This is a genomic window from Streptomyces viridifaciens, from assembly GCF_001888885.2.
GTDB classification, from domain to species: domain Bacteria; phylum Actinomycetota; class Actinomycetes; order Streptomycetales; family Streptomycetaceae; genus Kitasatospora; species Kitasatospora aureofaciens.
In genome coordinates this window covers 5,920,948-5,947,028 of sequence record NZ_CP090841.1, presented here as the reverse complement: position 1 = coordinate 5,947,028, position 26,081 = coordinate 5,920,948, and the positions used below count along the sequence as shown (strand labels likewise).

The following is a 26,081-nucleotide window of genomic DNA, read 5'->3' as shown; positions in this document are numbered from 1 at the left end:
GTGGCCGGCCTCGCTGCCGGGCGCCTGCGTCCCCCCGCGGGGCCGTACGGCGGGGCTCGGCGTGGGATCCTGCGACCGCTTTGGGACACTCTGCCGGGATCCGCACACGGCTTCGAACAAACGCGCCGCCCTTACGCCCCAAGGGCCGGTATGGTCTGGGGTAACCGTGGACGCGGGGTACCGGAGTCCCCCTGCGCGAGGAGTCCCAACGTGCTGATCACCCATGACACCGAGTGCGCGCTGAGCATCCTCGTCGATCTGCTCAACACCGCGCCCGAGGTGTGCGGCGACGAGCGGTTGCCGGACATCGCCGCGCTGGACGCCTTCGTGCGCCGCCAGGAGATCAGCGAGATCGACTCGCTCACCGAAGACGACCTGCGCCAGGTGCAGGAGCTGCGCACCCGGCTGCGCGACGTGTTCGGGACGGAGTCCACCGACGAGGCCGCCGATCTGGTCAACGCGATCGTCGCGGCCGCCGGGACGACGCCCCGCCTGGTCAACCACGACCACCACGACTGGCACATCCACTACTTCGCGCCGCACGCCGCGCTCGGTCCGCACCTCGCGGCCGAACTGGGCATGGCGCTCACCTTCATCCTGATGGCGGGCGAGCGGGAGCGGCTGCGCCGGTGCGGGGCGCCGGACTGCGCGCGGGTCTTCGTGGACCTCTCCCGGAACCGTTCGCGGCGCTACTGCGACAGCCGCACCTGCGGCAACCGGCTGCACGTGGCCGCCTACCGGGCACGGCAGCGGTCGGCGGAGGCCGTCGCCTCCGCCTGACGCCCTGCGGCCGGTCCCCGTGCGGGCGGGTGCGCCCGTCCGCCCGCGCGCCCTCGGCTCAGATACCGCGCTTGCGGAGGATCTCCTCGATGTCTGCGAAGTCGCCGAGGCCGTCGTCCCGCTTGCCCGGCTGCTGCTTCTCGGGTGCTTTCGGTGCCTTGGCGGCCCGGGCCACCGCCGGGCGCTCGGGAGCCGCTCCGGCGGCCGGACGCTCCGCCGGGGTCTCCACGGCGCCCCGGCGGCCCACCCAGCGGGTGGTGACCAGCAGCACGGCCGAGACGCCGAGCAGCACGATGCCGGCCCACACCCGGGGGTCGAAGACCAGCTTGGCCGCCCAGTCGGCGAACTCCCTGCCGATGGTGCTCGCCAGCGGGAACAGCCCGGTCAGGTAGAGGCCGGCGGGCAGCAGCGCCACCGCGAACCAGCGGGTGGCCGAGAGGAACCGACGCCGCCGGGCCCGCAGGCCCGCGACGGCCACTCCACCGGCCGTGAGGAGGAAAGTGATCGCGGCGGTCAGCACGAGTGGGCCCCTTCGCTTCCGATCGTCCTGGTCATCGGTGCCCCCTGTCGGTCCGCCCTCGGGCGCACCGCCGGGCGGGAGCGGGCACCCACTAGTGGAACACTGGGGGGATGATCGATGGTTCCCTCCCCCGCCTCGAGTTCTGGTGCGACCTCCAGTGCCCGGACTGCCGCACCGCGCTGGACGACGTACGGGCGCTGCGCGCGCAGTACGGCGACGCGCTCCCCGTGGAGCTGCGGCACTTCCCGCTGGAGAAGCACAAGCACGCCTACGCCGCGGCGGAGGCGGCGGAGGAGGCGTTCGACCAGGGACTGGGGTGGCCGTTCGTGGAGGCGCTGCTGGCCCGGGTCGAGGACTTGGACGCGCGGGGGCAGCAGGTGCTGCTGGAGGTGGCCCGGGAGGTCGGGGCGGACGTCGAGGAGGTCGACACCGCGCTGATCGACGGCCGGCACATGCTGACCGTGGACGCCGACCAGGCCGAGGGCAAGGCGATCGGGGTCACCGGCACTCCGACGTACGTGATCGGCGGGCAGCTGCTGGACGGCGGGAAGAACCAGGAGGGGCTGCGCGAGCGGATCGTGGCCGTCATCGAGGCGGCGCGGGCTTCCTGACGCCGTCCGCTGGCGTTCCGTCAAATCCTCAGAGCTGCTTGCCGTAGCAGCGGTTGACCACCCGGTAGCCGAGCGAGGCGTAGAGCCGCAGGGCGACCTCGTTGCCGGAGAAGACGTTCAGGCCGAGTTCGCGCACTCCGGCGGCCAGGCACTCCCGTTCGGCGAGCAGCATCAGGGTGCGGCCGTGTCCCCGGCCCCGGTGGGCCGGGGACACCTCGACCACCATGACCCAGGCGAGCGGGGTGCCGTCCGGCAGGTCGCGCAGGTGGAGGTCCACCCAGAGCGAGCCGAGCGGCTCGGCGGCCGCCCGGTCGTCGCCGCCCGCCCGGTAGAGGCGGCGCAGGACGACGCCGGGGGTGTCGGCACCCTGCTGGAGGACGTTGTGGTGGTCCAGGCGCGATTTGGCCCGGGCCTGCTCCTCGGTGAGGCCGGAGTCCATCAGGGAGCGGACGTACGCCCGGGCCGCCCGGTCGAGCCAGGCCGGGAACTCCGCGGCGCCGATCGGGCGGGCGGTGACGCCGCCGGGCAGCGGCGGGGCGGCGGTCAGGCTCTTGCCCAGGTTCCGCATCCGCTCGGCGTAGCCGAGGGTGGCGGCGAGTCCGCGGGCGGCCTGGGCGGACTCGGGGACGACCACGTCCACCCGGGCGCAGCCCCAGTTGCGCAGCACCTCCTCCGCGGCCAGCGCGCCGAAGGTGCCGCGCCCCCGGCCGCGGGCCTCGGTGATCTCCAACTCAGATATCTCGCCCCAGAGTTGAGTCCCATGGCGGGCGGAGGTGGTGCGCAGGGCGCCGACCTGGTGACCGTTGCTCAGGATCCGCCAGCGTCTGGTGCGGCCGCCGGCCGTGGTGGGTGTCTCCGGGCCCTCGGGGCGCAGCGTGGTGGTCATGTGGTGGTCCCTTCCCCTCGCCGGGAAGGTTATCCGCGCCGCCCGCACCGTCTGGCCGGGGCGCCGCCCCGGGGGTGGGATCAGGGGTCGAGGTCGTCGCCGCTGCGCTCGGCGAAGACGGTCATGGCCTTGGCGGTGACCGGGCCGGTGCCGGGCAGTTCGCGGTCGTCGACGCGGGTGACGGCCTGGACGTCACGGGTGGTGGAGGTCAGGAAGATCTCCTCGGCGTCCTGGAGGGCGCTGAGCGGCAGGTCGGTCTCCTCGGCGCCGCACCAGTCGATGACCAGCCGCCGGGTGATGCCGGCCAGGCAGCCGGAGGCGAGGGTGGGGGTGAGCAGGCGGCCGCCGATGACCACGAAGACGTTGGAGCCGGTGCCCTCGCAGAGCCGGCCGGCGGTGTTGGCGAACAGTGCTTCGGAGGCGCCGACGCGGTGGGCGGCGGCGAGGGCGACGACGTTCTCGGCGTAGGAGGTGGTCTTGAGGCCGGCGACGGCGCTGTGCTCGTTGCGGCGCCAGGGGACGACGGCGACGGCGGTCTCGTCGGGGCGGCGGTTGATGGCGCCGAGTGCGACGACCAGGGTGGGGCCGGTGGTGCCGCGCTCGGAGCCGAGCGGGGCGTTGCCGCCGGTGTAGGTGACGCGCAGGCGGCCGAGCGGGGCCGGATTGGCGGCGAGGACCTGGTCGCAGGCCTCGCGGACCAGGTCGTGGTCAGGGTCGGGCAGGCCGAGGCCGCGGGCGGAGCGCGTGAGCCGGTCGAGGTGGCGGGTGACCGCGAAGGCCCGGCCGTCGACGGCCTTCATGGTCTCGAAGACGCCGTCGCCGGTGGTGAGGCCGTGGTCGAGGACCGAAACGGCGGCGTCGGCGGAGTCGACGAGGGAGCCGTTGACCCAGCTCGTGGTGCGGTTGTGCATCGGGGGCTGCTCCTAGGCGCGGTGCGGCTCGTGGTCGGTGGCGGTTTCGGCGGCGCTGCCGGTGTCGGTGTCACTACCGGTGTAAGTGCCTCTGCCGGTGTTGGTGCCTTCGCCGGTTTCGCTGCCTCTGCCGGTGTCGCTGCCCGACGCTATCGCGACCAGTCGGGCGGCCTTCAGTTCGGTCTCCGCCCACTCCCGGTCCGGGTCGGAGCCCCAGGTGATGCCGGCGCCGGTGCCGAAGCGCAGGACGGGTGCCTCCGGGTCCTGCCGGTCGAGCCAGAAGGTGCGGATGCCGACGGCGAGTTCGCCCACGCCGCGGTCGGCGTCGACCCAGCCGACGGCGCCGCAGTAGGGGCCGCGAGGGGCGGTCTCCAGGGCGTCGATGATCCGGAGGGCACTGGACTTGGGGGCGCCGGTGACCGAGCCGGGCGGGAAGGTGGCGGTGAGCAGCTCGGGCCAGCCGGCGCCGTCGCGCAGGGTGCCCTCGACGGTGGAGACCAGGTGGACCAGGCCGGGATGCTTCTCGACGACGCACAGGTCAGGGACGGTGACGCTGCCGGTCTCGCAGACCCGGCCGAGGTCGTTGCGGACCAGGTCGACGATCATCACGTTCTCGGCGTGGTCCTTCTCGAGGAGGTCGTCCTCGGTGCGGCCGGTGCCCTTGATCGGGCCGGAGGAGACGGTGCGTCCGCTGCGGTGCAGGTAGAGCTCGGGGGAGGCGGTGGCGATCTCGACACCGTGCTCGGGCAGCCGGATGGTGCCCGCGTAGGGGGCGGGGTTGCCGTGGGCGAGGAGGCCGGTGAGGGCGTCGATGTCGCTGCGGTCGGGGTCGGGGAGCGGTGCGGACAGCACTCGGCAGAGGTTGGCCTGGTAGACCTCGCCGGCGGCTATGTGCTCGCGGATGCGGCGCACGCCCGCCGTGTAGGCGGCGCGGTCCAGGGAGCTGTGCCAGCTGCCGGCGTCCGGGCCGTGCCAGCCGGCGCCCGAGGGCGGGGCGGAGGCCGGGCGGACGTCGTCGAAGCGGGCGCAGATCAGCCGGCCCTCGAAGTCGTGGGCGACGGCCCAGTAGCCGGAGGATTCGAGCGCGGCCGGGTCCGAGGTGACGTCGCGCAGTCCGGTGGCCACGCGGCCTCCGAAGCGGGCGAGCGGGGTGCGGGGGTCGGGGTGGCCGGACACGGTTCTCCTGCTCGGTGGTACTGGGCAGCGGTGCCTGAAGTGTAGGTCCGGGGGCGCGGCCCCGGTCGGCCGCGGAACTCCCCGCGCCCCGCGTACGAGCAGCTGAGTGCGTCGGGCGGGTGTGCGCCCGGTGACCTGCGGATGATCGTCCGGGAGCGCCGCAGGTGGTGGCCGGTGACCGGTCGGAAGGGCTGACGGGACGGCACTCGGCGGGGCATCCCCTCGGCACGCTGCGGGAACGGATTTTTAGCTGGCCCGGGAATCCGCTAGAGTTCAACACGTCGCCGGGGAGCGCAGCCGAAGAAAAGCGGTGAAGATCCCGGGAGACAGGCGGACGTGGCTCAGTTGGTAGAGCATCACCTTGCCAAGGTGAGGGTCGCGAGTTCGAATCTCGTCGTCCGCTCGATGGAGAACAGTGTAAGATCGTTCTTCGTGTGTTGCCTGGTGGAGTGGCCGAGAGGCGAGGCAACGGCCTGCAAAGCCGTGTACACGGGTTCAAATCCCGTCTCCACCTCCAAGAGGCTCTCCCGGTTCTTCCGGGAGACCTCCCCGCGCGATTAGCTCAGCGGGAGAGCACTACCTTGACACGGTAGGGGTCACTGGTTCAATCCCAGTATCGCGCACGTCGGGCCCTACAGGGCCTGCTGCAGGAACGCCTCACCAGGCGCGATTAGCTCAGCGGGAGAGCACTACCTTGACACGGTAGGGGTCACTGGTTCAATCCCAGTATCGCGCACAGTAACGGGCCCTTCGAGGCCTGCTGCACAACCGCCACACCAGGCGCGATTAGCTCAGCGGGAGAGCACTACCTTGACACGGTAGGGGTCACTGGTTCAATCCCAGTATCGCGCACAGTAACGGGCCCCTCGGGGCCTGCTGCACAACCGCCACACCAGGCGCGATTAGCTCAGCGGGAGAGCACTACCTTGACACGGTAGGGGTCACTGGTTCAATCCCAGTATCGCGCACAGTAACGGCCGAGGCCGCGATCCGTCAGGGTCGCGGCCTCGGCCCTTTCGTCGTTCCGGCGGTGGATGCTCCCGGGGGACGGAAAGAGAAGAGCCGCGTACGGTCGCCCTCACCGACGTCCGTACGCGGCGTCTCCGCCTGCCGGGGCGCTCTGCGCACCGCTCTCGCCCGTCCGCGTGTCATCGCGGCCGCGGCCTCCCCGGCGGCACTGCTCCCCGTCCCCAGGGGAACAGTGCCCGTTCTGGTGTTCCTCTTTCAGTGGCTTCCTCGGCCTCGGCGGCCTGGGCGGCCTGGGTTGCCTCAGCGGCCGATCAGCTCGGCCAGGGCTTCGGCCTGCTTCGCCATCTGCTCCCACCCGCCGAACAGCAGTACCAGGAGCACGGCGCACGGCAGGGCCATGGCCAGCGCCACGGCGGGGTGCCGGGTGCGCTGCTCGGCGGACTGGGGCTGGGTGAAGGCCGGCCGACGGCGGCGGGTGGTGCCCGTCTGCTGCGTTGCCATGGCCTTGCTCCTGATCCGGTCGAGTGGGGCGGTGGACGGCTTACCTCGGGGGACGAGCTCCCCGTCCACCGCTGAGCACAACGCTATTGGTCAGGGGGCCGTTCGGACGTCATGCCGTCGTACTGTTCCTCGGGCATCCCGGAGGATGACGCTCCAACTCAAGGCGTACTACCGGAGGGGGAGGGCCGACTCCCCCCGCCCCCGAGGGAACCCTGAGGGGCAACCCCGAGAAACGATTCGGCGTCCCTGTGACCTGCAGCTCAGAGCACGATCCGACAATCGCACGGTGGCTTGAGGTGTTGCGTATCAGCACACCGCAGCAGGCAGTCCGTAAGCTGTGCCAGACAGGAACTGACGATGCCCCAACCGACGGGGCCTCACCCACAGGCTGACGGGGAACGAGACATGGCGATGATGCGGCTGAGGCGTGAGGACCCCCGCATCGTCGGGCCCTACCGCCTCCACCGGCGACTCGGAGCCGGCGGCATGGGCGTGGTCTACCTCGGCTCCGACCGCCGCGGACAGCGCGTCGCCCTCAAACTGATCCGCGCCGAACTCGCCGAGGACCAGGAGTTCCGCACCCGCTTCGCCCGCGAGATCGCCGCCGCCTCCCGGATCCGCGGCGGCTGCACCGCACGGGTCGTCGGCTCCGACATCGAAGCCGACCGCCCCTGGCTCGCCACCGCGTACGTCCCCGGGCCGTCCCTCTACAAGCAGGTCGGCGACGAGGGGCCGCTCAGCTGGCCGGACGCCGCCCGGATCGGGGCCGCGCTGGCCGACGGGCTGGTCAAGGTGCACGAGGCCGGGGTCGTCCACCGCGACCTCAAGCCCTCCAACATCCTGCTCTCGCCCCGCGGCCCGCGGATCATCGACTTCGGCATCGCGTGGTCGCGCGGCGCCAGCACCCTCACCCACGTCGGCACGGCGGTCGGCTCCCCCGGCTTCCTCGCACCCGAGCAGGTGCGCGGCGCCGCCGTCACCCCGGCCACCGACGTCTTCGCCTTCGGGGCCACCCTCGCGTACGCGCTCACGGGGGACACCCCGTTCGGCTCCGGGGCGTCCTCCGAAGTGATGCTGTACCGGGTCGTCCACGAGGAACCCGACCTGTCGGCCGTACCGCCGCAGCTCGCCCCGCTGATCCGTGCCTGCCTCGCCAAGGAGCCCGCCGAGCGGCCCGGCGCGGCCGCACTGCACGAGCGGCTCAGCGAGCTCGCGGCCCGCGGGGCGGCGGCCACCGGTGGCAACGGGCGGGCGACGCGGCGAGGCGCGGCCCCGGCCGCCCCGGCCGCCGGGCAGCCCGCGACGCCCGCCGGTCCGCCGCGGGCGCCGCAGCAGGACGGCGGACGGCAGGGCGTTCCGGCCCCCGGGCGTTCGCCCGAACCGGCCGCGTCGGCACTGCGGGCCCGGGCTGCCGCACGGCGCCCGCAGGGCGGCCCGCTCCCCCGGCCCGAGGCCACGCCGGTCACCCGTCCGCTGCGGGAGCGCCCGCACACGCCCCCGCCGCCCCGCCAGCGGCCCCGGGAGCGCCAGCACACCCCCGCCCCCGGCGGGCGGCCCGGCACGGCGCGGCAGCGGCTGCTCCGGCAACGGCTGGTGGTCTTCGTCACCGTGACGATCGGGGTGGCGCTGGCCATCGCGGCGGCGCAGGGCTGCGAGAACCGCAGCAACCAGGGGGCGCGGCCGCTGGTCGGACAGACCGTGGCGGCGAACACCGGGCACCGCGGGGGCGAGCAGGCCGTGCCCGGGACCTCCGTGGACGTCGCGCCGCGGGCCACCACGACCCCGCTCCCGGCGGCCGCGCGCGGCACGGCGGACGGTGCCTTGGCGCCCGCGCAGGGGCCCGGACCCGTGGTCGACTGGCCCAACCGCACCTACTCCGACGGGCCGGGCGGGCCCGCCGTCCCGCTGAAGGACGGGCGCTCGGCCGGGGCCGGACCGCAGCTCGCGCTGAGTGCGGTGCTGCCGGCTCGGTACAAGGGCCAGCCGGCCGCGGTCGTCGTCCTGCGGCGGGCGGAGGGGTCGGCACCGGTCGACCTCGTCCAGCTCTACACCTTCACCGGGGACACCCCGGTCGCCAGCGCCTCCCGCACCTCCACCGCCGACCCGCAGGCCACCACCACGTGGCGCCTGGACGGCAGCGCGGTCGTCCGCGAGGAACGCGTGGCCGCCACCGGCGCGGTCATCTCCACCCGCTACACCGTGCGCGCCGACGGCACCCTCGACGAGTCCTGGCCCGGCGCCGGCGCCTCCGGCGGCGCCTCCCCCACCAGCCCTCCCCCGGCCGCCGCCCCGGCCCCACCCACCGCCGCCGCGACGGGCTGAAGCCGCACACCGGAAGTCGGCCCGGCCGACTTCCGGCGCGCGGGCACCGGGCGCAGGACGGCGGCGGGCCGCGCGGCAGAGCGACTGCGGCGCGCAATGACGCGAGGAACGCACAGGAAGTCGGCTGGATTTCCTGCGCGCAGTGGGCCCGGGAGCGCACGCGGCAAACCGGCCGCGCGGCGAGCCGACGCCGATGAGATACCCGGCCCGCGCCGCGGGAGGTAGGCAGGCGTCGGCAACCAACGCAACGCCGAGCCAGAGCTGCCCGGGCGGCACACCTACACCGGACGCCGACAGAACGGGCATGTGAGAGAAGTGGCTGGGGCCTCCGCACCAGAAGTCGGATGGGCCGACTTCCTATGCAGGGGGGACGCGAGCTGACACCGCAAAGCCGAGATCAGGGTGCGGACTCCGCAAACGAGTGGAGCCGGCATCCGGCACAGGGACCGGTCAGTGCGTGACCGGAGAGCTCGCGCAGGACCGGAGCGGTGCCCGGGCGATGGGCCACCGGACCGAGGTGCGCACGGCTGTGCGGCGAGGCCGGGACGTCCCACCGATTGACATGCGCAAGGAGAGCTGGCGCCGCAAGATCCGGGAAACGGATGGGGGTGGGGCGACTGGGCGGGCTCCGGGCGCGCGAGGCTCTGTGGCCGGGGCGAGAAGTCCGACGACCTCCTGTGCAGGTGGATTGGTTGCGGGAGGAGGGCCGACGCCGCAGGGCCGGGACCAGGATGCGAATCCCGCGAAGGGTCGAGTCGACATCGGCGCAGGGGCGGGCCGGTTCGTGGCCGGAGAGCTCACGCCGCAAGGGCCGAAGGGGTGCTCGGGCGGGGTGGGCCGCCGGACCGAGGCGCGCGGGCCGGTGCGGGGCTGGAAATCAGACGGGTTGACTTCTCGTGCGGGGCGGATTCGTGTGCGGGAGGAGGGCTGCCGCCGCAGGGCTGGGGAGGGGTGTTGGGGTGGGTGGACCACCGAGCCGGGACGCGGGAGGCTGTGCGGCCGGGGTGGGAGGTCCGATGGGGCGAATTCCCCGGGCGGGGGCCTGCGGGGGGCTAGCCGGCGCCGTAAGGACCAGGGGGTAGTCGGGCGGCGGATCGCCGGGTTGGGGCACGCGGGGGTGTGCGGCAGAGGCGCGATGTCGGATGGGCCGGTTTCATGTGCAGGGGTCGGCCGGTGTGCGGGAGGGGGGTGCGTTTGGGGGGTGGACGTATCGGGCTGGGCGGGCCGGTTCGTGGCGTGCGAGCTGATGCTGCGAGGGACGGTTGGGATGGCGGTTGGGGCGAGTTCGGGTGCGGGAGGAGAGCTGGCGGGCGGGGGGTCAGGGGGTGGTGACGGCGTAGAAGGCTACGGCGGCGGCGGCGCCCACGTTGAGGGAGTCGATGCCGTGGGCCATGGGGATGCGGACGGGGTGGTGGGCGGCGGCGATGGCACGCGGGGTGAGGCCGTCACCTTCGGCGCCGAGGAGGAGGGCGGTCCTGGGGAGGGTGTGGGGGGTGAGGGTGGCGAGGTCGACGGCGGTTTCGGCGGGGGTGAGGGCGAGGAGGGTGAAGCCGGCGTCGCGGACGGTGTCGAGGGCGGCGGGCCAGGGGTCGAGGCGGGCGTAGGGGACCGCGAAGACAGCGCCCATGGAGACCTTGACGGCGCGGCGGTAGAGCGGGTCGGCGCAGTCGGGGGAGAGCAGGACGGCGTCCATGCCGAGGGCGGCGGCGCTGCGGAAGATGGCTCCGAGGTTGGTGTGGTCGACCAGGCCTTCCAGGACGGCGACGCGGCGGGCGCCGGTGAGCAGGGAGGCGGCGTCAGGGAGGGGCTTGCGTTCCATCGAGGCGAGGGCGCCGCGGTGGACGTGGTAGCCGGTGACGGCTTCGGCGAGTGCGGGTTCGACCACGTGGACGGGGGCGTCGGCGTCGGCGATGACGTCGGCCATCACGTCGAGCCACTTGGCGGTCAGCAGCATCGACCGCATCCGGTAGCCGGCGGAGAGGGCGCGGCGGATGACCTTCTCCCCCTCGGCGATGAACAGGCCCTCGGCGGGTTCGCGGCGGCGGCGCAGTTCGACGTCGGTGAGGCCGGTGTAGTCGGCGAGGCGGGGATCGGCAGGGTCGGTGATGGTGCTGGGTTCGGACACCCTGCGATCTTGCCAAGCCGGGGCTGGGAAGGCCAAACGGTCCAGGGGACGGGGTGGTCGCGGACTGGCCGGAGTGCAAACATGACCGTATGGCCCGAAATCCGGGCCGATCCTGGGCTCCGTCGGCCTCTGGTGCCACCGGCGACGCCGGCTCCTTCGGTGGGCGCCCACACGGTCGGCAACAACTGCCACGCGCGAAGCGTCCGCGGCCGGCACGGCACCGGTCGGTGGCCGGGCAGGTGTTCGCGCTCCAGATCCTGGTCGTGCTGCTGCTGGCGGCGGGGGCCGCGGTGGCGCTGGTCGTGCAGTCGCGCACCGACGCCGACCGCGAGGCGCGCAACCGGTCGGTGGCGGTGGCGCAGTCCTTCGCCAACTCGCCGGGCATGGTGGACGCGCTGCGCTCCCCCGATCCGACCGCGATCCTGCAGCCGAAGGCGCAGTCCGCTCGGATCGCCTCCGGCGTGGACTTCATCGTGGTGCTGAACAACCAGGGCATCCGCTACACCCACCCCAACCCGGCGCGGATCGGGCAGAAGTTCGTCGGCACGTACGAGCCCGCGCTGCACGGCCAGGTGGTGACCCAGCACGTCACCGGCACGCTGGGCCCGCTGGTCCAGGCGGTGGTCCCGGTGTACGCGCCGGACGGCTCGGTGGTCGGGCTGGTCTCGGCCGGGGTCACCCTGAGCAACGTCTCCACCGCGAGCGAGCGCCAGTTGCCGGTGGTCCTGGGCGCGGCGGCGGGCGCGATGGGCCTGGCGACGCTGGGCACGGCCCTGATCAGCCGGCGGCTGCGGCGGCAGACGCACGGGCTGGGCCCGGTCGAGATGACCAGGATGTACGAGCACCACGCGGCGGTGCTGCACGCGGTGCGCGAGGGCGTGATGATCGTCGCCGGGGACGGGCGGCTGCTGCTCTGCAACGACGAGGCGCGCCGGCTGCTGGGCCTGCCGCCGGACGCCGAGGGCCGTCCGGTGACCGAGCTGGGCCTGGATCCGGCCGCACTGGAACTGCTGACCGCCGATCACCCGGTGACCGACGAGGTGGTGCTGGCCGGGGAGCGGCTGCTGGCGGTGAACGTCCGGCTGACCGACCAGGACGGCGGTCCACCCGGCTGCGTCGCCACGCTGCGCGACTCCACCGAGCTGATGGCGCTGACCGGACGGGCCGAGGGCGCGCAGCGCCGGCTGCGGCTGTTGTACGACGCCGGCATGACGGTGGGCAGCACGCTGGACGTCACCCGGACCGCGAAAGAGCTGGCGCAGGTCGCGGTGCCGCGGTTCGCGGACTTCGCCACGGTCGACCTCGCGGAGCAGGTGCTCTCGGGCGACGAGCTGCCGCGGGGCACCTCGCTGAACCGGATGCGGCGGGCGGCCGTCGTCGGGACCGGGGAGAACGGCCCGTTCTACCCGGCGGGGACCGCCCTGGACGTGGTGCCGGCCACGCCGCTGGCCAGCGCACTGCAGAGCGGCCAGCCCCGGCTGGAGCCGCGGCTGGCCGAGGCGCGGGCCTGGCGGGAGCAGGATCCCGAAGGGGCGGAGCAGGCGCTGGCGTACGGGGTGCACTCGCTGGTACGGGTGCCGCTGCGGGCGCGCGGGGTGCTCCTGGGAGTGGTCCGGTTCTGGCGTGCGGAGCGGCCGGAGCCGTTCGAGGTGGAGGACCTGACGCTGGCCGAGGAGCTGGTGGCGCACGCGGCGGTGTGCATCGACAACGCGCGCCGGTACACCCGCGAGCACGCGATGGCGGTGACCCTGCAGCACAGCCTGCTGCCGCGCAGCCTGCCGGAGCAGAACGCGCTGGAGGTGGCGCACCGCTACCTGCCGGCCCAGGCCGGGGTGGGCGGGGACTGGTTCGACGTGATCCCGCTGCCGGGTGCGCGGGTGGCGCTGGTGGTCGGTGACGTGGTCGGGCACGGGCTGCACGCGGCGGCGACGATGGGACGGCTGCGGACGGCGATCCACAACTTCTCGACGCTCGACCTGCCGCCGGACGAGCTGCTGGGCCACCTGGACGAACTGGTGAACCGGATCGACCAGGAGGAGGCGGGCGGCGGCGAGAGCGGCGGGCTGACCGGGGCGACCTGCCTGTACGCGATCTACGACCCGGTGTCGCGGCGCTGCACGCTGGCCACCGCCGGGCACCCGCCCCCGGCGGTGGTGGACCCGCAGGGCCGGGTGTCGTTCCCGGAGCTGCCGACCGGGCCGCCGCTGGGGCTGGCGGTGCTGCCGTTCGAGACCGCCGAGGTGGAGCTGGCCGAGGGCAGCCGGCTGGTGCTGTACACGGACGGGCTGGTGGAGGACCGCGAGCGGGACATCGACGAGGGGCTGGCGCTGCTGCGGGAGGCCCTCTGCGGGCCGCCGCGCACGCCGGAGCAGACCTGTGCGGACGTGCTCGGGGCGATGCTGCCCGCTCATCCGCAGGACGACATCGCGCTGCTGGTCGCGGAGACCAGGGTGCTGGCGCCGAACCAGGTCGCGCAGTGGGACGTGCCCTCCGATCCGGCGGCGGTGGGGGCGGTCCGGGCGCAGGTGGCGCAGCGGCTGGCGGACTGGGGGCTGGACGAGGCGGCGTTCGTCACCGAGCTGATCCTGAGCGAGCTGGTGACCAACGCGATCCGTTACGGCTCCGGGCCGATCCGGGTGCGGCTGCTGCGCGACCGCTCGCTGATCTGCGAGGTGTCGGACGGCAGCAGCACCTCGCCGCACCTGCGGTACGCGGCGACGGAGGACGAGGGCGGGCGCGGGCTGTTCCTGGTCGCGCAGTTCGCGAACCGCTGGGGGACGCGCTACACGGCGACCGGGAAGGTCATCTGGACGGAGCAGCCGTTGGAGTGAGAAGTCGGACCGGCCGACTTCCCACTCCGGGCGTGCGAGGGCTCAGCGCTGGAAGGCGGCGGCCAGGACGTTCACCACGTCGCCGACCACGATCACCGCGGGGGGCTTGACGCCCTCGGCCTCGACCACGGCGGCGACGGTGCCCAGGGTGGCGTCCACCCGGCGCTGGGCGGCGGTGGTGCCCTCCTGGACGACGGCGACCGGGGTGTCGGCCGGGCGACCGTGCTCGACCAGCTTGGCGGCGATCGCGCCGATCTTGTCCACGGCCATCAGCAGCACCAGGGTGCCGCTCATCCCGGCGACGGCCTGCCAGTTGGTGACCGAGCGCGGGTCGTCCGGACCGACGTGGCCGGAGACGACGGTGAACTCCTGGGTCAGCCCGCGGTGGGTGACCGGGATGCCGGCCGTCTCCGGGACGCTGATGGAGCTGGAGATGCCGGGCACCACGGTGACCGGGACGCCTGCCTCGGCGCAGGCCAGCAGCTCCTCGCCGCCGCGGCCGAAGACGTACGGATCGCCGCCCTTGAGCCGGACCACGAACTTCCCGGCCTCGGCGTGCTCGATCAGCGCCCGGTTGATCGCCTCCTGGGCCATCTGGCGGCCGTACGGGATCTTCGAGGCGTCGATCACCTCGACGTCCTCGGGCAGTTCGGCGAGCAGCTCGCGCGGGGCGAGGCGGTCGGCGACCACCACGTCGGCGTCGGCGAGCAGTCGGCGGCCGCGCACGGTGATCAAGTCCGGGTCGCCGGGGCCGCCGCCGACCAGGGCGACGCCTGCGCCGCGCGAGCGGTACGAGCGGGCGGCCAGCGAGCCGTCCCGCAGGCCGCCGACGATGGCGTCGCGCAGGGCGGCGGAGTGCCGGGGGTCGCCGGTGAGGACGGCGACGGTGGCACCGGCGTCGCGGCCGCTGGCCGGGGTCCAGGCGGTGGCGGCGGAGGCGTCGTCGCTGCGGGAGCAGAACACCCGCTCGCGCTCGGCCTCGGCGCTGACGGCCGTGTTGACCGCCGGGTCGTCGGTGGCGACCAGCACGTACCAGGCGCCGGCCAGGTCGCCGTCGGCGTACGGGCGGGCGTGCCAGGTCAGCTCGCCCGCGTCGGCCATGGCCTGGACGGCCGGGGTGGTGGCCGGGGATATCAGGTGCAGCTCCGCACCGGAGGCGATCAGGGCCGGCAGCCGCCGCTGCGCGACCTGGCCGCCGCCGACCACCACGACACGGCGGCCGGCCAGCAGCAGACCGACCGGGTAGGGGGTGCGGCCCTCGGTGCTGGGGTGCGGGGTGGGCGCGGTCATCGGCGGTGCTCCTGGGAGTGGGATCTGGGGCAGTGCGGTGGCACGCCGCCCGGCAATGCCGGTCGGCGGTACGCCGCTGCGCGGACCGGCGCGCCCTCGGGCCGGTCCGCGGAGCGGGGAGCGGGCGGTCAGGCCTTCTCGGTGACCCCGGCGGAGTCGAAGGTGGCTACATCGTGCATCGCGCGGGCCGCACTCTGCACCAGCGGCAGCGCCAGCAGGGCACCGGTGCCCTCGCCGAGCCGCAGGTCGAGGTCGATCAGCGGACGCAGGCCCAGCTTCGCCAGCGCGGCCTGGTGGCCGGGCTCGGCGGAACGGTGGCCGGCGATGCAGGCCGCGAGCACCTCGGGGGCGATCGCCTTGGCGACCAGCGCGGCCGAACCGGCGATCACGCCGTCCAGCACCACCGGGGTGCGCAGCGAGGCTGCGCCCAGCAGGAAGCCGGCGATGGCCGCGTGCTCCAGGCCGCCGACGGCGGCGAGGACGCCGATCGGGTCGTTCGGGTCGGGCTGGTGCAGGGCCAGCGCGGCGCGGATGACCTCGATCTTGCGGGCGTGGGTCTCGTCGTCGATGCCGGTGCCGCGGCCCGTGACCTCGGCCGGGTCGAGGCCGGTGAACACCGAGATCAGGGCGGCCGAGGCGGTGGTGTTGGCGATGCCCATGTCGCCGGTGACCAGTGCCTTGTTGCCCGCCGCGACCAGGTCGCGGGCGGTCTCGATGCCGACCTCGACGGCCTGGAGGGCCTCCTCGCGGGTCATCGCCGGGCCCTGGGTCATGTCGGCGGTGCCGGGCTTGACCTTGCGCGGCAGCAGACCGGTGGCGCGACCCTGCTGTACGGCCTGCGGCAGCTCGGCGGCGACGCCGACGTCCACCACGCAGACCTCGGTGCCGATCTGCTTGGCGAAGGAGTTGATCACCGCTCCCCCGGCCAGGAAGTTGCCGACCATCTGGGCGGTCACCTCCTGCGGCCACGGGCTGACGCCCTGGGCGTGCACGCCGTGGTCGGCCGCGAAGATCGCCACGCAGGCGGGCTCCGGGAGCGGCGGCGGGCACTTGCGGGAGAGACCGCACAGCTGGGCGGAGATGATCTCCAGCATGCCGAGCGAACCGGCCGGCTTGGTCATCCGCTTCTGGCGGTCCCAGGCCTCGCCGAGCGCCTTGGCGTCCAGCGGACGGATGCCGCGCAGGGTCTCCGCCAGCAGGCTCTGCGGCTCCTCGCCGGGCAGGGCGCGGTTGCCGTACTGCTCCTCGTGGACGACCCAGGCGAGCGGGCGCTTCTTGGCCCAGCCCTGCTGCTCCAGCTCCGGCTCGTCCGGGAAGGAGTCGACGAAGCCGACGCACAGGTAGGCGACGACCTCCAGGTGCTCGGGCAGACCGAGCTCGCGGACCAGCTGCTCGTCGTCGAAGAAGCTCACCCAGCCGACGCCCAGGCCCTCGGCGCGGGCGGCCAGCCAGAGGTTCTCGACGGCCAGGGCGGCCGAGTACGGGGCCATCTGCGGCTGGGTGTGCCGGCCCAGGGTGTGGCGGCCGCCGCGGGTGCGGTCGGCGGTGACCACGATGTTCACCGGGGTCTCGAGGATGGCCTCGATCTTGATCTCCCGGAACTGCTTGGCCCGGCCCTTCGGCAGCGAGTCCGCGTACGCCTCGCGCTGGCGCTCGGCCAGGGCGTGCATCCGCTTGCGGGTCTTCGCCGAGCGGATCACCACGAAGTCCCAGGGCTGCGAGTAGCCGACGCTGGGCGCGGTGTGGGCGGCCTCCAGGACGCGGATCAGCACCTCGTGCGGGATCGGGTCCGGGCGGAAGCCGTTGCGGATGTCGCGGCGCTCGCGGATCACCTGGTGGACGGCGTCGCGGCCGGCCTCGTCGTAGCCGGGGGCGGCCGGGCCGCGGGGCTCGGCGGGCTCGGCGGGCTGCTCGTCCTCGGCGGCGGGCGCCTCGGACGGCTCGACGGACTCCGCGGGCTGCCCGGGCTGCTCGTCGGCGGGCTGCTGGTCGGCGGGCTGCTCGGCCCGGGCCTCTGGCTGCGGCTCCTCGGCGGCGGGGGCCTCGGGCTGCTCGGCGGCCTGCTCCGCGACCGGCTGGGCGGCGGGCTCCTCCTGGACGGCCTCCGGCCCGGCGGCGACGGGCTCGGCCTGCGGCTCCTCGACGGCGGGCGCCCCGGCGGCCGCGGCCCCGGAAGACTGCTCGGCGGTCTCCGACGTCTCCGCGGTCTCCGCGGTCTCGGCGGGCTGTGCGAGGGCCTCGGCCGTCGGCTGCGGCTCGGCCTCCGGGGCGGCGGCCTCGACGGGCTGCGCGGCCTCGGCACCGGCGTCGGCACCGGCCTCCACGGGCTGCTCGACGGGCTGGTCCACAACGGCTTCGACGGCCTGCTCCGCGACCGGCCCGGCCGGGGCCTCGGCGGGCTGCTCGGCCGCTACGGCCTCCGGCTGCACCTGCTCACCCTCGACGGCGACCGGCTCGGCGACGACGGCCTGCTCGGCGACGATCGGCTCGGCAATGATCGGCTCAGTGGCGACCGTCTCCTGACCGGCGGTCTCGGCGACGGCCTGCCCGGAGGGCATCTCACCGGTACCGGCGGCGGTTTCGGCCACCGCCTCGACCACGACAGCCTGGGCCGCTTCGACGGCCTCCACGGCCTCGACGACCTGCTCGGCCGACCCGGTCAGCTCCGCCGCCTGGACCGCCTCGGCCTCCGGGGCCTGCTCGGCGGCCTGCGGCGCGTCGGCGGGCGCTATGGGGGCGGGCTGCTGCTCCTGCGCCGTCTCCCCGGCCGCCGGGGCCTGCTGGGCGGCCTCGACCTTGGGCAGGCCGTGCGGGGTCGGCGCGGCGAGGAAGGCGGAGATCCGGCGCGGCTGACCGGCCGGAGCGGCGCCCTCGGGCTGCTCGGCGGGCGCGACACCTTCTGCGACGACATCCGCGACGCCCTCCGCGGCGAGGGCCTCGGCAGCGCCCTCGACGGCGACGCCCTCGGCCACGGCCGTCTCCACGGCGGCGGCGTCGACGACCACGGTCTCGACCGCGGCACTCTCCACCGCGACCGCCCCGGCGCCCTGCTCGGCGACCGGCTGGGCGGCGGCCTCCGCCGGGACCGGCTCGACCACGACGGCCTGGGTGACCTGGGTGGCCTCGGGAGCTGGCACGGCCTCGGGCGCCGGCGCGGCCTCGGCGACCGGCACGGCCTGGACGGCCTCCGGCAGCTCGACGACCTCGACCACCTCGATCGCCCCGACCGTCTCGACGCCCATCAGGCCCTCGACCGGCTGCCCGGCCAGCGGCACCTGCTGGTAGCCCTGACCCTGCGGCACCTGGTGCGCCTCCGGCCCGCCCTCGACCGTGGCGGCCACCGGGGCCACCTGCGCGACGGGCGCCGTCGGGGCGGCCTGCGGCACGCCCTGCGGCACGGTGCCCGGGACCGGCCCGGCGGCCTCGCCCATCGGCGGGCGGCCGACGACCGGGATGCCGTGCGCCGGCGTGCCGCCCTGCGACGGGCCGCGGTCGGCCAGCGAACGGACCGGCACCTGGCCGGTCATCAGCGAGGGGTCCGGAATCGGCGGGCCGGCGTGCAGCGGCCGGCGGGGCGGCTGAGCCTGCGTCATCGGCTGCTGGACGTGCGGCTGCGCCTGGACGTGCTGCTGCGTCAGGTGCTCGCCGCCGAGCACCGGCGGGTCCACCGGCGGCCAGGACGGCTCGACCGGGGTGCCCTCCTGCGGCGCGAACGGCGCCTGCTCGGCGCCCCAGGAGCCCTGCGGACCGGGCATCAGCAGGACGTCGTCCTCGTCGTCGAGCCCGTCCGGCTGGTCGACGAAGTGGAAGGCGGGGCGCGCCGCGCCCTGATCGACGGCCCAGCCCTGGCCCGGGACGGCCTGGGGCGGCACTCCGGGGACGGTGAAGTTCGACTGGCCCTGCGGCGGGATCACGCCCGCGCCGGGGGGCATCGCACCGGGCACCGCACCGGGCATCGCGCCGGTCGGCGCCGCCGGGTTGGGGATCACGCCGCCGTCGGTCGCGACGCCCTGCAGGGGTGCAACGCCCGCGACGCCCTCCGGTCCGCCGAGCGGGTCGGGCCCGGCGTGCAGGTGCTCCGGCAGTCCCTCGCCCGGGACGTGGCCGCCATCGGTCATTGTCAAAGCTCCTTCCAGGCCGCTGCCGCGCCCCTTGGCGACGCGATCACCGACCGCAGCGCCCATCCGCACGGGCCGGACCTGCACCGACCCGCCCCTCAACCACACGCGGCCGCCGCGCCGTGGCGCTGCGGCCCAAGTCCTTCCGGCGCGCTGCGGCACCCCGGCCCGGGCACCGCCCGCGAGGACGGTGCACCATCTGAAACAACGACAACCCGGAGCAACCGGCACGACCGCACCGGACCCTACGACATTCTCCAGGTCCGGCACGCGGCCCGTCGAATTGCCCACACTCCGAGCGGAACCGGGTTGCACCACGTCAAAAAGGTGACAAACCGACCGAATCGGGCAGGTTGCCGACGGCTGCAGCCGCCTGGGACGCCACACTACCGGCCCGGCGCGGTGACCTCTCGAATCGGTGTCCGGATGCGACCTGGATCACCGCCGGGGCCGCCCACCGGCCCCGGCGCACCCGAGGCCTTCACACGATCTGCTCACCCCAGAGCAGCAGGGCACCGCCCGCGCCCGCCCCGAGCGCCAGTGCGCCGCCCTCCTCGGCCGCCCGCAGCGGGGTGGACTGCAGCAGCGCGCCCTCCGCCCGGTAGCCCGCCCCGACGATGGCCCGGTGGATCTCCTCCGCCTCGGCGAAGGTGCGGGCCAGCGCGACGAAGCGCTCCGGCCTGCGGGCCAGCACGGCCCGCACCACCTCGAGACCGCCGGCCTCCACGACCGCCGTGTCCGGCTCGGGCAGTCCGCCCAGCACTTCGGGGCCCTGCCCGTACACGGTCTCCACCTCGACCCCGTACCGGCGGGCGTTGACGGTGATCCGGGCGCAGGCCGAGCGGGAGGCCTCGACCGCGACCACCGCGGCGCCGAACCGGGCCGCCTCCACCGCGAGGGCGCCGCTGCCCGCGCCGACCGACCAGACCAGGTCCCCCGGACGTGCACCCAGACGGGCCAGCACCAGGGCGCGCACGTGCGCGGGCAGCGCCTCCGATGCGCCCGGCTCGCCCTCCGTGCGCCCGGCGCCCGCGTAGGCGTCACCGGGGAGTGCCCAGCCGCGTTCCGCGCCGGGGTAGCCCACCGGGCGCCCGGCCAGCCATCCGGCCGCCTCGCCGACCGCCCCCACCTGGGCTCCGCCGCCGATCACCAGCACCACGTTGGGGTCGCGCCAGACGTGGTCGGCGATCCGGTCGGAGGTCAGGACGGTGACGTCCTCCTCCGGGGTGCCGAGGGCCTCGCAGACCACGAAGGTCCGGTGCACCCCGCGCAGCAGCAGGGCGAGTTCGCTCGGGCCGGCGCCCGGGGCGGTGAGCACCGCGACCTTGGGGTGGGCCCGGCAGATGTTGGCCGCGCGGCGCAGCCGGCCGCCGTGGGCGCTGACCACCTGGGCGTCCTCCCAGGGCATCCCGGCCCGGGCGAAGGCGGTGGCGACGGAGGAGACGGCGGGGAGTACTTCGAGTTCGAGGCCGTACTCGGGGCGGCGCAGGGTGCGCACCACGCCGAAGAAGCCCGGGTCTCCCTCGGCGACCACGACGGCGGCGCCGCGGTGCTCGGCGATCGTACGGGCGGCCTGGCTGATGTTGCCGAGGGTGATCCGCTCGGCGTCCTCCGGTACTGGAAGGGCGTCCAGTTGGTAGGGCGCTCCGGCCACCAGGGTCGCTGCGGCGAGGGCCGCACCGGCCGCCTCGGTCAGCGGCGTACCGTCCCACCCGATGACCGTGATCCGGTCAGCCATCTGCGGCCGTTCTCCCTCGACTCGATGCGGCGCCCACTGTGCGACACCGGTGGAGAGGCTACCGGGTACGACCGCCCGGAGGCCGACATCTCGCACAGATGTCCGCGCCGGGCGGGTGGCCGGACGGCGGCTCAGTCCCGCAGCACGTAGCGGTGGTCGCCGTGCCAGCCGTCGCGGTGCAGTTCGGGCGACTCCAGGTCCTCCGGGAGCAGGCTCCACAGGATCAGGTCGCTCCGGCTCTCCTCGACGACCTCGCCGGACTCGCCGCGCACTATCCAGGCGCTGCGCAGCACGCCCTCGCTGATGCCGCCGATCTTCTGGGCGACCTGCTGGGCGGCGGTGTTCCCGGCGGCGGTGCGCATCTCCAGGCGCAGGAAGCCGCGGTCCTCGAACAGCCACTGGGCGACGCCGAGGACGGCCTCGGGGGCGTAGCCCTCGCCGCGCGCCCAGGTGGCGGTGACGTAGGAGATCTCGGTGCTGCGCAGCCGCCAGTCGGTGTTGCGCAGTTCGACCAGGCCGACCAGGCGCTGGGTGAGGTGCTCGGTGACGGCGAGGACGATGCCGCGCCCGGCGGCGCGGTGGGCGGGGGCGAGGGTGCGGGCGAGCTCCGCCGCGTAGCCCTCGGTGAAGGGGTGGGGCAGGTCCGTCCAGGCCAGGACGAGGTCGTCGGCCATCATGGTGGCCAGGCCCGGGGCGTCGTCCTCCACAAGGGGACGCAGCAGCAGCCGTTCGGTGCTGATGGCGGTCTCGGGGAAGCTCGCTGCCATGCCGTCTCTCCTCGCCGGGTCGTGAACACAACACCGTACGCCTCCGGCGCACCCCGGGTATCACGCGGTGCGCCGGTCGCACGACGGTACGTCAGAACCCGGTCCGCCGTGGTGTCCCTGGTGCATACTGCCCGACCGGGCCCCCGCCGAGGTGCGGCGGGGGCCCGGTCGGACGCCACGCGATATGACGTACGACGATCAGAACGCAGGGATGACCGAACCCTGGAACGTGTCGTCGATGTACTTCTTGACCTCGTCGGAGTGCAGCAGCTCGGCCAGCTTCTTCACCCGCGGGTCGTTCTCCTTGCCCTTCTTGACGGCGAGGATGTTGGCGTACGGGTTGCCCTCGGCCTTCTCCAGCACCAGGGCGTCGGTGGCGGGCTTCAGGCCGGAGTCGAGCGCGTAGTTGCCGTTGATCACGGCGGCGTCGAGGTCGGCGATGGAGCGGGGCAGCTGGGCGGCCTCCAGCTCCTTCCACTTGAAGTTCTTCGGGTTGCCCGTCACGTCCGCCGGGGTGGCGGCGGTGCCGGCGCCCTCCTTGAGGGTGATGAGCTTGTTGTCGGCGAGCAGCTTGAGCGCGCGGCCCTCGTTGGTGGCGTCGTTCGGCAGGCCGACGGTGGCGCCGGACGGCAGGTCGTTGATCGACTTGACCTTCTTGGAGTAGACGCCCAGCGGCTCCAGGTGGACGGTCTCGACCGAGACGATGTCCGTGCCGTTCTTCTTGTTGAAGTCATCCAGGTACGGGACGTGCTGGAAGTAGTTGGCGTCGGCCGAACCGTCCTGCACCGCCGTGTTGGGGGTCACGTAGTCGGTGACCTCCTTGATGTCGAGCTTGAGGCCCGCCTTGGCCGCGAGGTTGTCGTTGACGAACTTCAGGACCTGCCCGTGCGGGGTCGGGCTGGCGACGACCTTCAGCGGCGCGTTCGGGTCCGAGGAGGACGAGCCCGAGCTGCCGCAGGCGGCCAGCGACAGGGCGAGGCCGGCGGTGGCGAGGACACTGGTGAACTTCAGAACGTTGCGCACGAAAAGTGCCTTTCTGCGTGATACGGGGAGCCGCGTCCGGAGGTCGGACGAGGGAGGTCTAGGAGGCGACGAGGTCCTCGTCGGGGGCCGGGGCGGAGGCGCGCGGGCGGAGCAGGCGGGTGCGTCCGCCGCCGCGTCCCCGGTTGGCCAGCCGGCGCACGGCGAGGTCGCCGGCCAGCTGGATCACGGTGACGATGATCGCGATCTCGGCCACGATGATCCACATGAAGGCGGTCTCGAAGCGCAGGTAGCCGTACCGGTAGGCGAGGTCGCCCAGGCCGCCGCCGCCGACCGTGCCGGCCATCGCGGAGTAGCCGATCAGCGCGATGACCGTGGTGGTGACGGAGGCCACGATGCCGGGCAGCGCCTCGGGGACGAGCGTCTTGCGCACCAGCGTCCAGGTGCTGCCGCCCATCGCCTGGACCGCCTCGATCAGACCGCGGTCGACCTCACGCACGGAGGTCTCGACCAGCCGGGCGAAGAAGGGGATCGCACCGACGGTCAGCGGCACGGTCGCGGCCTGCCAGCCGAGGGAGTTGCCGGTCAGCCACCGGGTGAAGGAGATCAGCGCGATCATCAGGATGATGAACGGCAGCGAGCGGGCGAGGTTCACGACCGCGCCCAGCACCTTGTTCACCGGCTGGTTCTGCAGCGCCCCGCCCTTGGAGGTGAGCACCAGCAGCACGCCGATGGGGAGTCCGACCAGGACGGTGCAGACCGTCGCGACCCCGACCATCTGGAAGGTCTCCTGGGTGGCGGGCCACATCAGCTCCTGCATCTGGTCCCAGCTCAGGCCACTCATGCCGCCGCTCCGTTCGCCGTGCCGATCACGTCCACCTGCAGGCCCTGCTCGCGCAGGTAGCCGATCGGCACCACGTTGTCCTGGTGGCCGCCGGGCAGCTCCACCCGCATCCGGCCGACCATCCGGCCCGCGATGGTCTCCACCGCGGCACCCAGGATGTTGATGTCGATCTGGTAGGTCCGGGCCAGCTGGGAGACGAAGGGCTGCGCCGGGGTGTCGCCCTGGAAGGTGATCTCCAGGACGGTGGTGCCGGGATGGCCGGTGCCGAACTCGCTGAGCGGGAACAGCTCCCGGGCCAGCTCCGAGCCGGGCTCGGCCAGCAGGTCGGTCAGCTCGCCGGACTCCACCACCCGGCCGCCGCGCATCAGGGCGGCGGAGTCGCAGACGGACTTGATGACGTCCATCTCGTGGGTGATCAGCAGGACCGTCAGGCCCAGCTGCTGGTTGAGGTCGCGCAGCAGCTTGAGGATCGAGCGGGTGGTCTCCGGGTCGAGCGCCGAGGTGGCCTCGTCGGAGAGCAGCACCTTGGGGTCGCCGGCCAGGGCGCGGGCGATGCCCACCCGCTGCTTCTGGCCGCCGGAGAGCTGGTTGGGGTAACTGCGGGCCTTGTCGCCGAGGCCGACCAGGTCCAATAGTTCGGCGGCCTTGCGGCGGCGCTGGGTGCGGTCCAGGCCGATGATCTCCAGCGGCAGCTCGACGTTCTGCTGCACCGTGCGGGAGGAGAGCAGGTTGAAGTGCTGGAAGACCATGCCGATCCGGCGGCGCGCCTCGCGCAGGTCCTTGCCGGCCCGGTTCTCGCCGCCGGACAGGGCGGTGAGCTCGACCCCGTCCACGGTGACCGTGCCGGAGGTCGGGCGCTCCAGCATGTTCACGCAGCGGATGAGGGTGGACTTGCCGGCGCCGCTGGTGCCGACGACTCCGTAGACCTCGCCCGGGCGGACGTGCAGGTCGACACCGGCGAGGGCGGTCACCTCGCGGCCTCGGGAACGGTAGACCTTGGTCAGGTCCGTGGTGGTGATCACAGCTGCTTCCGTGGGTCGGGGGCGGGCGGCGGAGTCCACCGGCCGACCTGCGTTCGATCGGCGGTGTCCTACGACGCCTCACCAAGGGGATCCGGAGCTGCCACCCCTTGATCGTGGCCGCAGGCCGGCCGGGCCGCACGACGGCGCGGCCCTGACGAGTCATCGACGGCCGCCGCTGGGCGGGCACGCCGGAGGGGAGGCTTTCCGGGAGGACGGCGCGCTCGCACGGGCGGGAGCGGCGCCGGATTCTCGCTTCGGGGCGCGAGGGGGAGGCACCCTCGACGGGGTGCCCGGGGGCGGTGGCCCTCAGCAGTGACACATTCGACGGCACATGGCACGCTCACCTGCCGGCAGCGTGCCGGTGGGGGTCCAGTTCGTCGTCGCAGTCATGTGAGCCAGTAAAACAGATGACCCGAATTGCGCCCAACTGTGTGACGGCTAATGTCCGCATTGCGGACACCGGCCGTTCCGACCTGCGGAGATGTGCCTCGACGCCGCCACCGGGGCGTCCGGATGGTGGCGGCGTCGAGGGATGCCCGGGGACGGGCGGGGCTCAGGCGGGTGAGGCCGGGCGGGTGGGGCCCGGGCGGGTGGGGCTCAGGCCGTCGCGGCCAGCTCGCTCGCGACCGGCTTCTCCAGGTGCACGAAGCTCAGCCGGCTGCTGACCTGCTCGACCGAGGTCTGCCGGTAGCCCTGGCGGGCGTACAGCCGCAGGTTGCCGAGGCTGCGGTGGCCGGTGAACAGCCGGTAGGCCGTCACCGGGCGACTGTCCTCGGCCATCCTGCGCTCCAACGCCTCCAGGAGCCTGCCGCCCAGGCCGTGCCGCTGCATCCGGGGGTGGACCACCAGACGCCCTATCCGGCCGATGCCCTCGGCGTCGACATGGCCGCGGACGACGCCCACCACCTCGTCGCCCAGGCGGGCGACCAGGACGTGCTGCTCGGTCAGTTCGGTGCGGAGGCTCTCCAGGCTCTGGGTCAGGGGCTCGATCGCCCAGTCGCCGTACAGCTCCGCCTCGGGCTGGTAGCCCAGGTACTGGAGCTTGAGGATCTGCTCCGCGTCCTCGGCCGCAGCGGCCGAGATGATCACGCTCATGCCCATGTGGAGGGGCCTCCCCAGTCATCGTGCCCGGCGCGCAGAGGGTGGCGCGCCCACGCTCAGTATCCGAGCGTGTGCGCCACCGTCAAGAGTGACGTTCGCCAGCGTGCTACCCGGGTGTCAGGTTCCCTCAACCTTCGGAGGGGCAGACGTGGCAAGGGTCACGCCGCAGTGGGGGCGGGACGCGGCGGGCCCGAGGGGGTGCGGGAGGTGGGGGCACCCGGGTCAGGTGGTCACGCAGCGCGAGTCGGGCCGGGCGCGGTCACGGGTAGCGCTCGGCGTGGAGGAGGAGGCGCAGGCAGGCCAGGCAGCGGGAGCGGGTGGGACCGATGGAGCCGCGCGGCATGCCGAGGCGCTCGGAGAGTTCGCGGTACGTCGGTGGCGGGTCCTCGGCGAGGGCGGCGATCAGCTGGGGGCAGCGGCCGGGCAGGGCGGCGACGGTCTCGCGGACCACGCGGCGGCGGTGTTCGGCGAGGTAGACGTCCTCGGCGGAGGGGACGGACGGAAGGGGGGTGCACACACCGTGGATGACGGGCCCGGGCGGGGCCGGTTACGCCCGGGCCGGGGCGCGCACGCGGGAGGGGCGCGCCG

At 74.1% G+C, this 26,081-nt stretch carries 18 protein-coding genes, 6 tRNA genes and 1 pseudogene; 10 read left to right on the top strand and 15 right to left on the bottom strand.

Features of this window, described 5'->3' with window-relative positions; genetic code table 11:
• The first annotated feature begins 210 nt into the window (after positions 1 to 210).
• Positions 211 to 780, top strand: coding sequence for a CGNR zinc finger domain-containing protein (locus BOQ63_RS33975; protein WP_072655508.1), 570 nt, complete (start codon positions 211 to 213; stop codon positions 778 to 780).
• A 58-nt stretch (positions 781 to 838) separates the two neighbouring features.
• Here BOQ63_RS33975 and BOQ63_RS33970 read toward each other — a convergent pair whose 3' ends face one another.
• Entirely contained in the window at positions 839 to 1,300 is a 462-nt protein-coding gene (locus BOQ63_RS33970; protein WP_030286317.1) for a hypothetical protein, read from the bottom strand.
• 110 nt (positions 1,301 to 1,410) lie between these two features.
• Between BOQ63_RS33970 and BOQ63_RS33965 the strand changes: the two genes are divergently transcribed.
• The gene (locus tag BOQ63_RS33965; protein ID WP_030286315.1) at positions 1,411 to 1,911 is read left to right on the top strand and encodes a DsbA family protein; all 501 of its coding nucleotides are present in this window, start codon (positions 1,411 to 1,413) and stop codon (positions 1,909 to 1,911) included.
• Positions 1,912 to 1,939: 28 nt separating this feature from the next.
• Here the strand turns inward: BOQ63_RS33965 and BOQ63_RS33960 are convergent, their stop codons facing one another.
• The 3 genes from BOQ63_RS33960 to BOQ63_RS33950 all read right to left on the bottom strand — a co-directional run bounded on the left by BOQ63_RS33960 (position 1,940) and on the right by BOQ63_RS33950 (position 4,884).
• The gene (locus tag BOQ63_RS33960) at positions 1,940 to 2,797 is read right to left on the bottom strand and encodes a GNAT family N-acetyltransferase (protein WP_030286313.1); all 858 of its coding nucleotides are present in this window, start codon (positions 2,795 to 2,797) and stop codon (positions 1,940 to 1,942) included.
• Between the two features lie 80 nt (positions 2,798 to 2,877).
• Positions 2,878 to 3,708: an aminotransferase class IV gene (locus BOQ63_RS33955; RefSeq protein WP_072655506.1), complete on the bottom strand. Its 831-nt coding sequence runs from the start codon at positions 3,706 to 3,708 to the stop codon at positions 2,878 to 2,880.
• Positions 3,709 to 3,720: 12 nt separating this feature from the next.
• A complete protein-coding gene (locus BOQ63_RS33950; protein ID WP_078938943.1) occupies positions 3,721 to 4,884 on the bottom strand; it encodes a chorismate-binding protein in 1,164 nt (387 codons plus the stop codon).
• Positions 4,885 to 5,214: 330 nt separating this feature from the next.
• On the opposite strand from BOQ63_RS33950, the gene BOQ63_RS33945 reads away from it, so the two are divergent.
• The 6 genes from BOQ63_RS33945 to BOQ63_RS33920 all read left to right on the top strand — a co-directional run bounded on the left by BOQ63_RS33945 (position 5,215) and on the right by BOQ63_RS33920 (position 5,852).
• A tRNA-Gly gene (locus BOQ63_RS33945) sits at positions 5,215 to 5,287 on the top strand.
• Between the two features lie 40 nt (positions 5,288 to 5,327).
• Positions 5,328 to 5,401, top strand: a tRNA-Cys gene (locus tag BOQ63_RS33940).
• Positions 5,402 to 5,435: 34 nt separating this feature from the next.
• Positions 5,436 to 5,507, top strand: a tRNA-Val gene (locus BOQ63_RS33935).
• Between the two features lie 41 nt (positions 5,508 to 5,548).
• A tRNA-Val gene (locus BOQ63_RS33930) sits at positions 5,549 to 5,620 on the top strand.
• A gap of 44 nt (positions 5,621 to 5,664) precedes the next feature.
• Positions 5,665 to 5,736, top strand: a tRNA-Val gene (locus BOQ63_RS33925).
• Positions 5,737 to 5,780: 44 nt separating this feature from the next.
• Positions 5,781 to 5,852, top strand: a tRNA-Val gene (locus BOQ63_RS33920).
• 301 nt (positions 5,853 to 6,153) lie between these two features.
• On the opposite strand, the gene BOQ63_RS33915 is transcribed toward BOQ63_RS33920, so the two are convergent.
• Complete coding sequence (locus BOQ63_RS33915; protein WP_030286307.1) at positions 6,154 to 6,354, bottom strand: hypothetical protein; 201 nt, start codon at positions 6,352 to 6,354, stop codon at positions 6,154 to 6,156.
• A gap of 405 nt (positions 6,355 to 6,759) precedes the next feature.
• Between BOQ63_RS33915 and BOQ63_RS33910 the strand changes: the two are divergent.
• Positions 6,760 to 8,010, top strand: a pseudogene (locus BOQ63_RS33910) (serine/threonine-protein kinase); the annotation flags it as partial.
• Between the two features lie 1,984 nt (positions 8,011 to 9,994).
• Here BOQ63_RS33910 and BOQ63_RS33905 read toward each other — a convergent pair.
• Positions 9,995 to 10,801 carry a TrmH family RNA methyltransferase gene (locus tag BOQ63_RS33905; RefSeq protein ID WP_030286304.1) on the bottom strand — a complete coding sequence of 269 codons (807 nt, stop codon included), beginning with the start codon at positions 10,799 to 10,801 and terminating at the stop codon, positions 9,995 to 9,997.
• An 89-nt stretch (positions 10,802 to 10,890) separates the two neighbouring features.
• On the opposite strand from BOQ63_RS33905, the gene BOQ63_RS33900 reads away from it, so the two are divergent.
• Complete coding sequence (locus tag BOQ63_RS33900; protein WP_078938553.1) at positions 10,891 to 13,632, top strand: SpoIIE family protein phosphatase; 2,742 nt, start codon at positions 10,891 to 10,893, stop codon at positions 13,630 to 13,632.
• A 42-nt stretch (positions 13,633 to 13,674) separates the two neighbouring features.
• Here the strand turns inward: BOQ63_RS33900 and cobA are convergent, their stop codons facing one another.
• The 9 genes from cobA to BOQ63_RS33855 all read right to left on the bottom strand — a co-directional run bounded on the left by cobA (position 13,675) and on the right by BOQ63_RS33855 (position 26,010).
• A complete protein-coding gene (gene cobA / locus BOQ63_RS33895) occupies positions 13,675 to 14,922 on the bottom strand; it encodes a uroporphyrinogen-III C-methyltransferase (RefSeq protein ID WP_030553640.1) in 1,248 nt (415 codons plus the stop codon).
• A gap of 128 nt (positions 14,923 to 15,050) precedes the next feature.
• A complete protein-coding gene (cobT, locus tag BOQ63_RS33890; protein ID WP_150476216.1) occupies positions 15,051 to 19,040 on the bottom strand; it encodes a nicotinate-nucleotide--dimethylbenzimidazole phosphoribosyltransferase in 3,990 nt (1,329 codons plus the stop codon).
• A gap of 481 nt (positions 19,041 to 19,521) precedes the next feature.
• Positions 19,522 to 20,778 (bottom strand): precorrin-6y C5,15-methyltransferase (decarboxylating) subunit CbiE, encoded by a 1,257-nt coding sequence (cbiE, locus tag BOQ63_RS33885; protein WP_051747006.1) that lies wholly within the window; start codon positions 20,776 to 20,778, stop codon positions 19,522 to 19,524.
• A gap of 131 nt (positions 20,779 to 20,909) precedes the next feature.
• Positions 20,910 to 21,545 carry a GNAT family N-acetyltransferase gene (locus BOQ63_RS33880; RefSeq protein WP_030286289.1) on the bottom strand — a complete coding sequence of 212 codons (636 nt, stop codon included), beginning with the start codon at positions 21,543 to 21,545 and terminating at the stop codon, positions 20,910 to 20,912.
• Between the two features lie 198 nt (positions 21,546 to 21,743).
• Positions 21,744 to 22,568, bottom strand: a complete 825-nt coding sequence (locus BOQ63_RS33875) for a MetQ/NlpA family ABC transporter substrate-binding protein (RefSeq protein ID WP_030286287.1) — start codon at positions 22,566 to 22,568, stop codon at positions 21,744 to 21,746.
• Between the two features lie 58 nt (positions 22,569 to 22,626).
• On the bottom strand, positions 22,627 to 23,361 hold the full coding sequence (locus tag BOQ63_RS33870; protein ID WP_030286285.1) for a methionine ABC transporter permease: 735 nt from the start codon (positions 23,359 to 23,361) through the stop codon (positions 22,627 to 22,629).
• A 5-nt stretch (positions 23,362 to 23,366) separates the two neighbouring features.
• Positions 23,367 to 24,392, bottom strand: coding sequence for a methionine ABC transporter ATP-binding protein (locus BOQ63_RS33865; protein WP_030286283.1), 1,026 nt, complete (start codon positions 24,390 to 24,392; stop codon positions 23,367 to 23,369).
• Between the two features lie 597 nt (positions 24,393 to 24,989).
• Positions 24,990 to 25,493 carry a GNAT family N-acetyltransferase gene (locus tag BOQ63_RS33860; protein WP_030286281.1) on the bottom strand — a complete coding sequence of 168 codons (504 nt, stop codon included), beginning with the start codon at positions 25,491 to 25,493 and terminating at the stop codon, positions 24,990 to 24,992.
• A gap of 259 nt (positions 25,494 to 25,752) precedes the next feature.
• On the bottom strand, positions 25,753 to 26,010 hold the full coding sequence (locus BOQ63_RS33855) for a sigma-70 RNA polymerase sigma factor region 4 domain-containing protein (RefSeq protein ID WP_050366885.1): 258 nt from the start codon (positions 26,008 to 26,010) through the stop codon (positions 25,753 to 25,755).
• Positions 26,011 to 26,081 lie beyond the last annotated feature (71 nt).